The sequence below is a fragment of the Flagellimonas hymeniacidonis genome, from assembly GCF_008040165.1.
GTDB lineage: Bacteria > Bacteroidota > Bacteroidia > Flavobacteriales > Flavobacteriaceae > Flagellimonas > Flagellimonas hymeniacidonis.
The window spans coordinates 324,526-337,816 of the sequence record NZ_VRUR01000002.1 but is presented as its reverse complement, the minus strand read 5'-3'; the positions used below and the strand labels follow the sequence as shown (position 1 = coordinate 337,816).

Genomic DNA, 13,291 nt, shown 5'->3' with positions numbered 1-13,291 from the left:
AGATAATATTTAAAAGGAAAGTTATTCCCATAAACTTTTGAATACACACTCGGCTGTAGGCACTCATAAAAAATATTGTTCAAATTTTCAATAAAAAAGGGGCGAGAAATGTGATGCTATGTACCATCAGCATATCTTCACCCCAATCTAACTAACTCAAATTTTAAACCAACTAAACCGTAAGTCAGACAACAATTCAAGCTCAACAAGAAGCAAAGCTTTTCATTATTCTAACCCTATTACTGATATTCAAATTAAAACCCTTATAAACCAAAAAACTTTTTTTAGATCTGGTGTTTTTATAAAAACATTTATTTGTGATTTGTACCATAAAGGAACTAGAATCAAGCAATCCAATAAGTATGAAATCCGGGGTCTAGGAATAGATTTTCACAAAATCGAGAAATTCTTTATTTATTTTCCCGTATTCTTGATATCTATTTTAAAACAATTATTTTTCCGATTAGAAAAGATTAAAATCTATAATTCTTCTGATGTAAATACTATTTCCGTTCACGGAAAATTTCCTTGTCGAATGAACGTTGGATTTTTCCTTAACTAATAAGGAACGAATTTTTTTTCATCAAAAACAAGACACGCCAATTATGAGCGAATTTGAACAACTGTTTGGTGCTTTAAAGATAAAAGAGGAAAATCTTCAAAGAGAAATTTTAAAGGTAGGAATCGTACAAACTTTATCAAAAGACTCTTTCATTGTTGAACAACATAAATATATAAAATGGCTGGCTCTGGTCATTTCAGGAAAAGTCAGAGTATGGCAGGAAAGTGAGGACAGACAAATTCTACTCTATTATGTAAATCCAATTCAAACTTGTGTGTTGTCCCTTTCGGCTACTTTTAGAGATTGTAAAAGTCTCATAAATGCCAAAACAGAAAAAGAGACTACCATTGTCAAAATTCCCGTTAGATATGTCTCTGAATGGGGTTTTAAATACAAATCATGGAACCAGTTCACTACCGATTCATTCATCTTTAGTTACGAAGATTTGCTCCATAGCTTTAAAAGTATAGCCTTTAACAAGATTGATAAAAGATTGTTAGATTATTTACAAGGGTTTTCCAAAAACAACAATTCCACCGTTATTAACCTCTCACACAACCAATTGGCCAAAGAGATAGGAACCACAAGAGAAGTAGTTTCGAAAATCTTAAAGCAATTTGAGTTATCAGGGCAGGTAAAACTTAGGTTCAAACAGATTGAACTTCTCTAAATCTACAATTCTGAAATTTATATTTTACTTGTGTCAAAAGGTACAGGTTGTAATTGACTTCCCGTTTTAAATTTGCTTTATTATTAATTGATAAATCAAAACGAAAATTATGACATAAGACTATTATCCACCTATTGTAAATCTATTGGACCTGTACTCTAGGCTAAAAACACCGATCCATAAAAAGCAGTTCTGAAGCCCAACATAAATCAATTTGAATTTCATAAAAACAATACCACGAGTATTGATACTATGGTAAACCTCAAAATCCTTTGGCGGAAAGAAAAGACTTTTTTAAAGTAAAAGAATTATTTGTAAAAACAAAAAAACAAAAAACATGAACGATAAAGAAACATACGTGTTGGTACACTCTGCCTGGTTGGGCGGATGGCAATGGAAAAATGTAAGTGATATCCTAAAAGAGAAGGGACATACGGTAATAACACCAGATTTGCCTGGGCACGGAAACAATAGTAGCACCCCGACCAATATAACAATGGATGATTATGTCAAAACGATAACCACTATTCTTGACAAGCAAATGGAGCCAGTGGTGTTGGTAGGTCACAGTTTTAATGGAATTACCGTGAGCAGGGTGGCGGAGCTAAGGCCCCATAAAGTAAAAAAACTGGTGTATTTAACCGCGTTTTTACTGCGCAACGGCGAATCCTTCTTGGGTACTGTTCAAAGCTTTAAAGACTCTAAGGCCGTGGAAAACTTCTATTTTTCAGAAGATAAAACCCATGCCTTGGTCAAAGAAGAAGAAATACAAAATGCATTTGCACACGATATCCCTAAAGAAGCCTTTGATGCAGCTAAAGCTTTTATTGTCCCGGAACCGGTAGCTCCCTTGATGTACGAATTACAGATAACCGCTAAAAACTATGGCCAAATTCCTAAATATTACATTGAGTGCACGGAAGACAGAGCTATCCCGCTAACTGCACAGCGGGCAATGTATAAAGGAAATGTGAAAAAATCCTATACATTAAACTCAAGCCACACGCCAAATTTCTCACAACCTGAGAAAGTTGCAGAAATACTAATTGAGCTTCTTAGCGAGTACTAATTTGTAAAGATTGTTCCGAACGAATAGTACCCGCACCATTTTTTACCCGGGTACTTTTCGTTTAGGAAAAAAAGATTTAGGGTATAGTTGTTGTTTTGGAAGAGACTGATCTTAAAAGTTGCTTCGCTAAAAAACTCGTCTTGAGAATGAGATTTGAAACTCATTACAATAAAAAGTAAAAACGATTAATCTAAAATACTGTACAAATATCTGAGTATGATTAGAGGTTCTTGCGAATCGTTCTTGGGACACGTACAATTTCATTTGGATACTGACAAAACTGTTCTAAAACCTATATGCTCTTGCCCAGAATCCATTTCGGTGGCCATCCGAGCGGATATCCTGAAATTTGCACAATAGGAGGCATTGCAAAGAAATGAACCTCCTTTAATGATTTTTTCCCTTGCAAGGGGATTATATCGGTTAAATGGCCTATCGGCCCCTGTGGGATTAAAGGAAGTATCATTTTTCATTGCCATAAGTTGATAATACTCTGTATGATACCAATCCTGTGTCCATTCCCAGACATTTCCCGCCATATCAAAAAGTCCGTAGCCATTTGGTGGATAAGAAGCTACCGGCGCCTTGTTTTCAAAACCGTCTTTTAGGTCATTTTTCATGGGAAACTCACCACTCCAAGTATTTGCATGCAAATTGAGTATATTAAAATCGTTCCCCCAAGTAAAGATGGATTCTTTTAAACCTCCTTTTGCGGCCCATTCCCATTCAGCTTCAGTGGGCAGTCTCTTTCCGGCCCACCGGCAATATGCTGCGGCATCTTCATAAGCAATATGCACCACGGGCAGTTTTTCCTTTCCTTCTAAACCACTTCCATATCCTTTTGGGTTTCGCCAATTAGCACCAACTTTCCATTCCCACCACTGCAAATAATCCTCTAAGTTTTTTGGTTTTTCATCGGGGACTTTGAATAGTAAAGATCCGGGTCGTAAAAGAGAATCATGAGGCTTTGGAGTGTCCTCTGGTAACTGGTGCTTCATTTTATTCCAGTCTACATTTCTTTCCGCGATGGTGATATAACCTGTTTCTTTAACAAAATGGGCGTATTGTGAATTGGTCACTTCTGTAATATCCATAAAGAAACCATTTACGGCTACAGCATGTCGTGGTTTTTCATGATTCATTGCAAAAGAATCAGAGGATACAGCTCCCTGTATCAAAATCCCTCCTGGTACCCACACCATCCCTTCAGGGGTATCTACATGATCAGGTTTTTCAATAAGGACGGGGAATCGCTTTACTTTTTCATTCAAATTCTTTCGGTTTTCCTTGCAAAAAACCAATAGTAGAGCAATCCATAGGTAATAGTGCTTGGAGGATAGGTAATTTCTCATGTTAGGCAAAGATATTTAGGGTTCGATATAGCTTTGGTACGAAATTCCAATATTAAAGATTTAGTCAGAGTCATCAAATATAAAACCTATTCTTCCTAACAAAAAGCAGTAAACTTGTCATAATTTATCGAGTGCAAATCAATCTAAACATCCTAAAAAAGCTGTCTGGACCTAGATTCCAAACACCCATTGATAGAATCCGGTTATGCATCAAAAAACGATGAATACAATTTGATTGCCAGAACCGACAAAAAGGTAAACATAAGTTCAATTCTACATTAAAGAAGATTAATATTCTCCTAACACTATTTTCAGTAATTTAATAACTAATAATCACCTTGTTCATATTTGAATATGAATACCAAATATCAAAATTCAGGGCTTGACCTTGAAGCCCTTAGTCAAATAAAGGGAGAAAAGCTGCTGTCATTTGAAAACTTTAAAGATTACGAGAGTTTTTACACCTATGTATTTCAAAATCTTTTCCAAAGCCTTCATGGCTTTGGAATGAGCATCTGTGGCAATAAGGATTTAGTCGAGGATTCTATTCAAGAACTTTTTTTACAGTTTTGGAAAAATCGGGCACTTACTAAAATCAAGGTCATAAAGCCGTATTTGTTTAAGTGCCTGAAACGAAAAATAAGGCGAACCATAGTTAAAGAAAAACGACCGATCTCGTTAGGTGGTTTAGAATCTGAAATGTCCCAAGAAACTAAGCTGGAAGGAGATGAGAAGCAAAATGAAAACCGCCGTTTACTGTTAAGGTCCCAAAAATTATTGACCGAAAGACAACTTCAGGCTATCAAACTAAGGTTTTACAGCGATTTGCCCATCGAAGATGTCGCAGTAACTTTAAAAATAACGACCAAGGCAACTTACAAACTTATCTACCGGGCAATTGCCGTACTTAGATCGGAATTTCGCCAAGAAGTAAGAAATGTCCAATCTATGGGGTAAAAAATGAAAAAAACACCTGTTAACTATAAATCCCTAGTGTTGGTACTTAATTAAAATAAATCGGGATTTTTCCACTTGTTCCAATTTATCAATACCCTATTCAATCTTTGTACGAAAAAAAGCCAAAATTTTTAAGGGTTTTAAGTATAAAAATAGTAGTACATATAGTTAGTAATCTCAAAAACAATAATTTATTGATTTAAGTCAATAAATATATTATTTGAGTTAAGGGTAAAAAAAAGAATTCTTTGATTACCCAAAAAACAATCCACATGGGTGTGGAATTTTAAATGGCACCTTGAATAGATATTAAAATAATTAAACACCTTCGAAATGACAAATCAAAAAGCTCAGAAGACTATTTTGACACTCGCGGCCATAGGCCTCATACCTATTGCTTTAGGGTACGGTCTTGTTCCCGAAAAAACCCTTACGCCACTCTATGATTTTTCGACCGAAAGCATAAATCTAAAACATATAATGAGGGCCATAATGGGGCTCTATTTTGGTCAAATAGTCATTTGGTTCATAGGGGCTTCAAAAGAAGAGTTTAGAAGACCGGCCATGTACTGTCTAGTTGTGTTCATGTTGGGATTGGCGGCAGGTAGGGTACTAAGTCTGGTCATAGATGGCATCCCGCATTGGCTATTGGTCGTTTATCTTGTCTTGGAATTGGGATTCGGACTAATGGGCCTAAGGTTGATAAGAAAATCAGATTAATCATTAAAAACAGTGCTTACAAATAGTTTATTAGAATACATTTTGGCAAATTGATTTATGAGCCTTGTTCGTAATCAGATGTAAATCAAATTATGATTCAAATGCGCTTTTCAACTGTAATTTTAATTACCCTTTTAGTCCATTTACAGATTCATGCCCAAGACGAATTCTTTCATGAGATAGAACTCAGACATGAGGTGTACGATGGTGAAAAATGGGCTTTGGATATTACCGGAAACTGGAAGAACCTGTATGAGGAAGAGGCCGGTTGGCGAAGATGGGGAGCAAATGCCACCCTAAACAGGAAATTTGGCGAATGGTCTATTATTGGAGGATTCGCTGGCTTTTTCACCTTTAACAGTGAAATAGACAATTTCTTTGAATTAAGACCCCATATAGCGGTGAGATTTAATCTTCCTCTGTTAGATAGGCTCTCGGTGGCCCAAAGACTCCGGACAGAATGGAGAAGTTTTTTGTACACCCAAGGGGAGACGGAGAATGAGTCTTATCAAAGATTGAGATATAGAATTGGAACCCTGTATACCCTTGCTGAAAGTGAAGAGGAGGGAACTGCCTGGAGAGTCTGGGGCAATATAGAATGGTTTTTTCTCAGAGATCCCGCTTTAGGGGAAAGATTCCCCAGTTCACGAGAATATGCGTTAAGGTTCATTAGGGAATTTAGGAATGGGAACGAACTTGGTTTAGGGTACAAACTGGAAAACTTTTTTGACAATCCCAACCAAGAAGGTAATACCGGACACATTATCATTTTGGAATTTAGATTTTAAGCCTTTGTAATCGTATTAATAATGGGAATCCCAACGATTGACCTATATAAATAGAATTAATATTAAACCTAAAAACACATACGACGATGAAAAAACTACTAACCTTATCTGTAATGGTCATTTTGCTCTTAGCATTTGGAAAAAAAAGCAAGCATACCGAGACACCACAAACATTAGCGCAATCCCAGCCCAATATTTTATTACTTATTGGTGATGATATAGGATTTGGAGATTTGGGGGCCTACGGATCAGAAATCAAGACCCCCAATATGGATTTAATGGCCGAGCGTGGCGTGAGGTTCACAAATTTTCGTGCATCCCCTGTCTGTAGTGTTACCAGATCCATGCTGTTGACGGGCTGTAATAATATTGAAGTGGGCCTTGGTGCCTTTGATTATTCGGTTTATCCCCCCACGAGAGGAAAACCTGGCTATGAATCTTACCTTACAAAAAACGCAGTAGCCATTTCTGAGCTATTGAATGATGCTGGCTATGAAGTATATAAATCAGGTAAATGGCATCTCGGTGGGGAAGAGGAAATCGGAGGGGGCACTCCATTGGAATGGGGATTTACCAAAGAGTTTGGAATACTTTCAGGAGGATCGAATCACTGGAACGATTTGGCCATGACACCTGACTTTAAGGACCCTAATGGTCTAAACGTCAAGAGAAAGGAACACTGGACCTTAAATGGTGAACATTATGACCGTCCAGAAGGGGTATACTCTGGTGAAATCTACACAAATCAAATGATTGATTTCATAAGGGATGGAAAAAGTAAAAATAAACCTTGGTTTGCGTACATGGCGTTTACCACTGCACATTTTCCTATTCAAGCTCCCCCAGAACTCGTTGATAAATACTATGAAGACTATCTCAATCTAGGTTTTGAGGGCTTGAAACAGCAACGCTATGAAAGTCTGAAAAAGCATGGGCTCATCTCAAAATCCGCAAATGAGGCCCCATCTAATCCATTAACCCACAAATGGGAGGAATTAAGCGAAGATGAAAGAAAAATACAGGCAAGGGTCATGGCAACCTATGCTGCAATGATAGAAGATCAGGACCGTCGAACAGGGCAAATAATCGATTATTTGAGAGAGTCAGGCCAACTTGATAATACCCTTATTATCTATCTTACAGATAATGGCCCGGAAGGCTTTGAAGCTACCCACCCTAAAACAGGAAATCCTGAAATGGCCAAGTGGATTGAATCTCAATTTGACCAAAGCTTTGAGGCTATAGGCACTGCAAATTCCATCCATACTATAGGAGTATCCTGGGCTAATGCCGCAACGGGTGGTCTGCAATGGTGGAAATGGTTTATTGGAGAGGGAGGTGTTAGAGTGCCCATGATGATAGTTCCCCCAGGTGGATTCACCGAGGGTTATGAAAGGGCAGGTGAAATTTCAAGTGCCACTGCCTCCGTTAAGGATATCCCCATGACCATCATGGATTATGCAGGAATAGAACACCCAAAAACCGAGTATAAGGGAAGAAAAATAGTGGCGCCTAGTGGCGTAAGCATCAAACCGTTCCTAGAAAAAAAATCGAACCAAGTTAGAACTGAAAAAGACTGGTACGCCTTTGAATTGTTTGGTAATTGTTATGTAGTCCAAGGTGATTATAAGGCCATAAAAGTTCGTACAGGCATGTTCGGTGACGGTGAATGGCATCTTTACAATATAGTTGAGGACCCATCGGAAACGGTACCTCTTGAAAGAGACCAACCTGAGCGCTTGGAAAATATGAAAACGCTATACAATTCCTATGCCGAGGCCAATAATATAATGGAGGTGGATAGTGAATGGAATCCCTTTAAGGGTGCAAGTCAGTAAGTTCATATAATGAGAGAAACTTGGCCCTTAGATAGTTTAAGCCTAAGCTGATATAAGATTTATATGACAAAAACCAAAGGGGGAGCGGTTTGTGGAATGGCATGAATAAGTTACACCTTTTGTTGCTTATCATTCATAATTGTTGACCATTGGATTTAAGGTTGCTCGGTATTTACCAATTGCTGGGCAACCTCTTCAAGTGGCTTGTACATAATTCATCTTAGCGCAAGCAATTTAGTAAACTAATATTTCAACTTTTTTTCCGGCGTATACTCGAATAAGAAAATTAATTTGGAAAAAATGAAAGTACAAATTGCGTTGTTCCTCTAAAAATAAGTGCATATAAGAGAATTGAAATTACGGATTCCCGCAATATATATTGAAGTCAATTCATGTGATGCCATGCTTTCCCCAAGCAAAAATTGATTGATTTTGATAGCCTAGGTTAAACCAGATTTTGAATATCCCTATAAATTAAATCTCTATGGCCCTCAATAAAATCTCCCTTTTTATAGCAATAATATTTATAACGTGTGCAGCAGCACAAAACAGAATTGAATTTGACCACAGAATAAAGGAGAAGATAATCAATAGCTATACGGGCACTTTGCTGTTAAAAGCGGGCGATGCCGTTCATGGGATTGATACCAAAACGGGAAAGGTGTCATGGAAAAACAAGGGTTTAAAGAAAGTAAGTTTTTCATCTTACTCTGAGATACCCTATACACCTATTGTGCTCTTTGAGAAAAAGGCCCTCATTAATTCGAGATTTCTTTCGAGAGCGCTCAGGAGCAAGGGGGCATCCAAAAAGTTGCTTAACGTTGTCACCGGACAAATGTTGTTCGATTCCGAAAAAGAAGGTTTCAAGGCTGTATACAATACCATGATACTTCCCGAGAAAAAATCGGTTTTGGTGGATGGACTTATGGACAAAGACTTTGTGATTTCTTTGTACAGCTATGAAACTGGTAAGCCACTCTGGATTTTGAATACCCCTGAATTAGAGTTTTTCAAGTCTTTAAAGGGTACCTTTTTCGATGACGAAAAAATTCTTATGGATAGCCAACAGAACATCTATTGGCTCAAAAACAGAAAGCTGATTAAAATTGATGGCCAAACCGGAAAAGCCCTTTTCGAAAGAGCGGGCATTAGCAACATCGCCATGAACAGCTCTAAAAATACTCTTTTTGTTTTTTCCAACGTTCTCAAGGCCGAAAAGTTAAATGAAGAAACTATTATTACTGCGTTTGACACGAAAACGCAGGAAATACTATGGAATGACCCAGTGAGAATCACTGGCAATGTAGTTGATACAAGATTGGACAAGGACAAGTTGATAGCCATTACATCTAAAGGTTTTGATATTGTAGATGTCAAAAGTGGAATGAAAAAATGGGATGAATCAAATCCATTGCCCTTAATAAAAAAGATTGTACCTCTCGGTAGGGGTTATTTGGTGGTTCAAGACAATTTTTTGGTGAAAATTGGCGAGAATGGCAAAACTGCTTGGCAACAAAAAATAAAAATTACCCATAGTCCACAAGAAAACCCGCTATATATCATCGTAGATGGACAGCGAGCACTTTATATCACTCCCTCGTTTGCGAATGCCGTAGAAATCGAAAGTGGAAACAAGATCTGGAAGCAGGATGTAATCTTGAATCCGACGGGTTTCATTGGAAGGAATTTAGGATTGAGCGAGAATCATTTTAGGGTCTGGAAGGATAGAAAGCGCGATGCTGTACAAGTATATGCCAGCAATATCTTTTACATCTTCAATCTAAGTACCCTGGACGAACCCATTTCGACTGAAAAGTTTGCTTTCAAAGATTATGTGCCAAGTATGAAAATAAGACAAAATGGCTATTTTTTATATGGGGCCAATCTGTTTTATTTTATCGATTTATCTGGCAACTTGGGTTATGAAAAGGAATATCCCGTTTCGTCAAATCATAGTATATTCTCAGACTTAGTATCATTAGGAAGTAAAGGTTTCGGAATATACTCATCAGCACTGGGCTTCGTAGGAAACCAGATGACCAGAACCTTGAACACCGTTTTGGTTTCTAAGGATTTGGGCCCACTGACCGACTTATCATCCAGCGTCTTGGGCACCTATCAGTCCTATCAAGGTTCCTTGGACAGTTTGACCACGTTGAACAGATTAGATTTGGACTCAAACATGAGCTCCATTTTTAGTCGCGTTGAAACTGGCCGAAAAAATGATGGCAATCAAATTATTGTCGTTGACAAAGATGGCGAATTTCACATAATCAAAATGGACATAGACACAGGAGAGGACCATATTGTCAAGAAAGTAAAAAATTACTACTCAAGCTTTCTAACGGATCAGGTAGAACAACAAATCTATTTTTTTGAAAAAAAGTGTGTTACGATTGAACGTTTAAAGTAGGTGATGGCATGTAGCCCTCATAGACTTTTAGTTCTTGGAAAAGCAATGATCATTAACAAGTAAAACGATGAAAAAAACAATAGCATTTTTTGGTGGATCAAGTAAAGTGGGCGGTAAGACAATTGAAAAATTATTGATTTCCGGGCATTGCGTCACAAGTTTTGAACGTAAGAAAAGATTTTCTAACCGAGGAGAAAAGCAAGTTATTATCGATTTTAATAATTTACAAAACATATCATTTGAAGGTGATACGGCAATTGTCACCATTGGAACAACTAGGGCTAAAGCCGGTTCTACAGAGGCTTTTGTAAAAGTGGACTATGAACTGGTAAAAAATATTGCCATATGGGCCAAGAAGCAGGGCATCAACGAGTTTCATGTCATCAGCTCTTTAGGGGCTACCGAAAATGCCAATGGACTTTACCTTCAGACCAAATTCAAAATGGAACAAGCCATTACTGAATTAGGTTTCGAAAAATTATGTATTTACAGACCATCTTTATATGCGGATTTAGACAGGAAACCTATCAGGATAAAAGAATTTATCAGCATTCCAGTGTTAAGTCTATTCGCCTTACTTTCGGAAAAAAACTTAATCTACAGGCCCATTTACACAGATATTGTAGCTACCCGAATAGCTAAATCTATCAATGAGGATTTATCTGGAAACATCATTTTTAAAAGTAATGATATCTATAAAGTAGGTGCTATTTCCTTTTTTAAACAACGAAAGAAGGAACAAAAGCTATTGATTCAAGGAATTATAAGCTTTTTAGGAGTTTGGGGACTTATTGAACTTTTCGGTTTCAGCAGTTTGTTCACAAGGATTTCTGCTCTTTTTTTAATCTGTGCTTTTCTATTCTTATGGATTAAATCCGTTCTGATCCTAAAAAAAGGGGCATTGGGTAAAAAAGAAGAGCACAAAAAAAATAACAGAAGTAAGGCCATTTTAAGACTCTTTATCTGGACTGAACTAATGGCAATAATGAGCTGCCTAGTTTTTGGATACCTTCCCATTGCGATATTGGTGTTTATCCTACTTATCTTTGACGTTATGTTCTTTTATAATATCCAAGATTATTTGAACGGTCTGAAACAGATACAATAAATTTTTCTTATATAGGTAATGATTCTTAGCGAAAGAGATATACTTTACGACTTTATAAAATTCCATAATATCAATGAACAACTATTGATTGATGAACTTATGGAATACTCCTCAATATCCTATTTAAAAAAAGGCGATTACTTAATAAAGGAGAACAGTTATATAAAACTGTTGAAAATTGTAATTAAAGGGCGTGTACGGGTATATCAAGAAAATGAAGATAAGGAAATCCTTATCTATTACCTTGAAACTATGGAAACATGTACCTTATCACTTTCTGCATGCTTTGGAAACTGTAAAAGTAACGTCAATGCCGTTGCCGAAACGGACGCAACAATACTGAACATACCTGTTCATAAGGTAAATGGATGGAGCTTTGAATACAAATCATGGCACAATTTCACTATCGATACATTTCGACATAGCTATAGTGAACTTATTTTCAACTATTCCAAGCTAGCTTTCGACCCACTTAGAGAAAGGCTATTGGACTATCTCATCAAAAATTCCGACCAAAATATTGTGCAACTTTCACATGCTCAATTGGCAAGAGAGCTCGGTACAACTAGGGAAGTAGTTTCTCGGTTATTAAAAAAAATCGAATTAGAGAAAAAAATCGTTTTGGGACAAAAGACTATAAAAATTTTGACTTGAAGCCTGCTTGTGCCAAAAGTCACAGGTTTTTATGACAATTAACCGATTTCTTTGTAATCTAATATTTAAAATATAAACATTATGAAGACTTCTTTAAATTCTTTACATAACAAATTATCAATCAAAACGCCCGCATTGTTGAAGCCCATAAAAAAAAGAGATGAGGCCAGAAAACCTACTAAAAATTTTTCTAAGATGTTTCAATCTTTGATTCCCCGTAAATCTTCACTAATTCTATTCCTTCAACAAAAAACCAAAGGGATAAGTACTGAAAATGGCTTGTTGAGATTTTTTGTTTTGACGATGCTGATCTTGAACATGCCTCAACATGTTGAGGGGCAGGGACAAAATATTGGTCAAAGTTATTCAGAGCTTAGCCCATTGGCCCATCACAAAACCGCCTTGGAGGTTCTTGCCGCTAGCAAGAAATGGATCAATCAATTTAATGAAGGGAATGCTCTGGAATGCGCAAATGGATATGACAAAGATGCAGCCATGCGAGCCACACCTTTTGGAACGAAAAAGGGATTTGATGAAATTTCCGGGTTTTGGCTAGATCTTGTTGATAAGGGCGCTTCAAATCTTGTTTATGAAAACGTAAAGATTGAAGTGGTCGATGAAAAATTGGCATTTTTGTCGGCTGATTGGAGGATGAATATCGGTCGGGGCATTATTTACATGGAAAAATGGGAGAAGTCAAATGGACGCTGGCTTTTGACCAATGATGATTTTGAGATGCTTGAACAATTCAAGATGCCGGAGGAAAATTCTATAAAATCGACCGCCAGCCACGAAGTCCTTGAAAAGGTCATAAGGACATCCATGGAATGGATCAATGGTTTCAATTCACAGCAGGCTAAAATATGTGGTAGCGGATATACCCCTGATGCCAATTTGAGCCCCTATCCTTTTGAATTGGTAACAGGACAAGAGGGCATATACCAGTTTTGGGATGGACTAATCAAGAATGGGGCACGAAATCTGATTTATAATAATCCCGTATTTGAAGCATTTGGTAAGGACCGTGCGATGATATCTTCCAATTGGTCAATGAACATTGGGGAGGGAAAAATATTTCAAGAGAAATGGGTTTTAAACGAAAATAAATGGTTGCTTGAATATGATGATTTTCGAGTTTTAAAAAGTTATCAATAATTATC

General features: G+C 37.1%; 11 protein-coding genes. 10 read left to right on the top strand and 1 reads right to left on the bottom strand.

Annotation, left to right across the window (positions count from 1 at the left end; genetic code table 11):
* The first annotated feature begins 605 nt into the window (after positions 1-605).
* On the top strand, positions 606-1,232 hold the full coding sequence (locus tag FVB32_RS10320) for a Crp/Fnr family transcriptional regulator (RefSeq protein WP_147743718.1): 627 nt from the start codon (positions 606-608) through the stop codon (positions 1,230-1,232).
* A 337-nt stretch (positions 1,233-1,569) separates the two neighbouring features.
* A complete protein-coding gene (locus tag FVB32_RS10315; RefSeq protein ID WP_147743717.1) occupies positions 1,570-2,301 on the top strand; it encodes an alpha/beta fold hydrolase in 732 nt (243 codons plus the stop codon).
* Positions 2,302-2,561: 260 nt separating this feature from the next.
* Here FVB32_RS10315 and FVB32_RS10310 read toward each other — a convergent pair whose 3' ends face one another.
* Entirely contained in the window at positions 2,562-3,653 is a 1,092-nt protein-coding gene (locus tag FVB32_RS10310) for a formylglycine-generating enzyme family protein (RefSeq protein WP_147743716.1), read from the bottom strand.
* A 354-nt stretch (positions 3,654-4,007) separates the two neighbouring features.
* Between FVB32_RS10310 and FVB32_RS10305 the strand changes: the two genes are divergently transcribed.
* From FVB32_RS10305 to FVB32_RS10270, 8 genes are all read left to right on the top strand, one after another.
* A complete protein-coding gene (locus FVB32_RS10305; protein ID WP_147743715.1) occupies positions 4,008-4,610 on the top strand; it encodes an RNA polymerase sigma factor in 603 nt (200 codons plus the stop codon).
* A gap of 333 nt (positions 4,611-4,943) precedes the next feature.
* Positions 4,944-5,330, top strand: coding sequence for a DUF4345 domain-containing protein (locus tag FVB32_RS10300; protein WP_147743714.1), 387 nt, complete (start codon positions 4,944-4,946; stop codon positions 5,328-5,330).
* A 101-nt stretch (positions 5,331-5,431) separates the two neighbouring features.
* The gene (locus tag FVB32_RS10295) at positions 5,432-6,118 is read left to right on the top strand and encodes a hypothetical protein (protein ID WP_147743713.1); all 687 of its coding nucleotides are present in this window, start codon (positions 5,432-5,434) and stop codon (positions 6,116-6,118) included.
* Between the two features lie 86 nt (positions 6,119-6,204).
* Positions 6,205-7,956 carry an arylsulfatase gene (locus tag FVB32_RS10290; protein ID WP_147743712.1) on the top strand — a complete coding sequence of 584 codons (1,752 nt, stop codon included), beginning with the start codon at positions 6,205-6,207 and terminating at the stop codon, positions 7,954-7,956.
* A gap of 484 nt (positions 7,957-8,440) precedes the next feature.
* On the top strand, positions 8,441-10,369 hold the full coding sequence (locus tag FVB32_RS10285; protein WP_147743711.1) for a PQQ-binding-like beta-propeller repeat protein: 1,929 nt from the start codon (positions 8,441-8,443) through the stop codon (positions 10,367-10,369).
* A gap of 67 nt (positions 10,370-10,436) precedes the next feature.
* Complete coding sequence (locus tag FVB32_RS10280) at positions 10,437-11,477, top strand: Rossmann-fold NAD(P)-binding domain-containing protein (protein WP_147743710.1); 1,041 nt, start codon at positions 10,437-10,439, stop codon at positions 11,475-11,477.
* Between the two features lie 18 nt (positions 11,478-11,495).
* Entirely contained in the window at positions 11,496-12,131 is a 636-nt protein-coding gene (locus FVB32_RS10275; RefSeq protein WP_147743709.1) for a Crp/Fnr family transcriptional regulator, read from the top strand.
* Positions 12,132-12,212: 81 nt separating this feature from the next.
* Positions 12,213-13,286 (top strand): hypothetical protein, encoded by a 1,074-nt coding sequence (locus FVB32_RS10270; protein ID WP_147743708.1) that lies wholly within the window; start codon positions 12,213-12,215, stop codon positions 13,284-13,286.
* The last annotated feature ends 5 nt before the right edge of the window (positions 13,287-13,291 follow it).

What these genes read in the sequence shown, in the direction of transcription:
- FVB32_RS10285 (WP_147743711.1), top strand. Translation starts at nt 8,441, where the DNA reads ATGGCCCTCAATAAAATCTCCCTTTTTATAGCAATAATATTTATAACG.
- FVB32_RS10315 (WP_147743717.1), top strand. Translation starts at nt 1,570, where the DNA reads ATGAACGATAAAGAAACATACGTGTTGGTACACTCTGCCTGGTTGGGC.
- FVB32_RS10275 (WP_147743709.1), top strand. Translation starts at nt 11,496, where the DNA reads ATGATTCTTAGCGAAAGAGATATACTTTACGACTTTATAAAATTCCAT.
- FVB32_RS10270 (WP_147743708.1), top strand. Translation starts at nt 12,213, where the DNA reads ATGAAGACTTCTTTAAATTCTTTACATAACAAATTATCAATCAAAACG.
- FVB32_RS10295 (WP_147743713.1), top strand. Translation starts at nt 5,432, where the DNA reads ATGCGCTTTTCAACTGTAATTTTAATTACCCTTTTAGTCCATTTACAG.
- FVB32_RS10310 (WP_147743716.1), bottom strand. Translation starts at nt 3,653, where the DNA reads ATGAGAAATTACCTATCCTCCAAGCACTATTACCTATGGATTGCTCTA.
- FVB32_RS10305 (WP_147743715.1), top strand. Translation starts at nt 4,008, where the DNA reads ATGAATACCAAATATCAAAATTCAGGGCTTGACCTTGAAGCCCTTAGT.
- FVB32_RS10320 (WP_147743718.1), top strand. Translation starts at nt 606, where the DNA reads ATGAGCGAATTTGAACAACTGTTTGGTGCTTTAAAGATAAAAGAGGAA.
- FVB32_RS10280 (WP_147743710.1), top strand. Translation starts at nt 10,437, where the DNA reads ATGAAAAAAACAATAGCATTTTTTGGTGGATCAAGTAAAGTGGGCGGT.
- FVB32_RS10290 (WP_147743712.1), top strand. Translation starts at nt 6,205, where the DNA reads ATGAAAAAACTACTAACCTTATCTGTAATGGTCATTTTGCTCTTAGCA.
- FVB32_RS10300 (WP_147743714.1), top strand. Translation starts at nt 4,944, where the DNA reads ATGACAAATCAAAAAGCTCAGAAGACTATTTTGACACTCGCGGCCATA.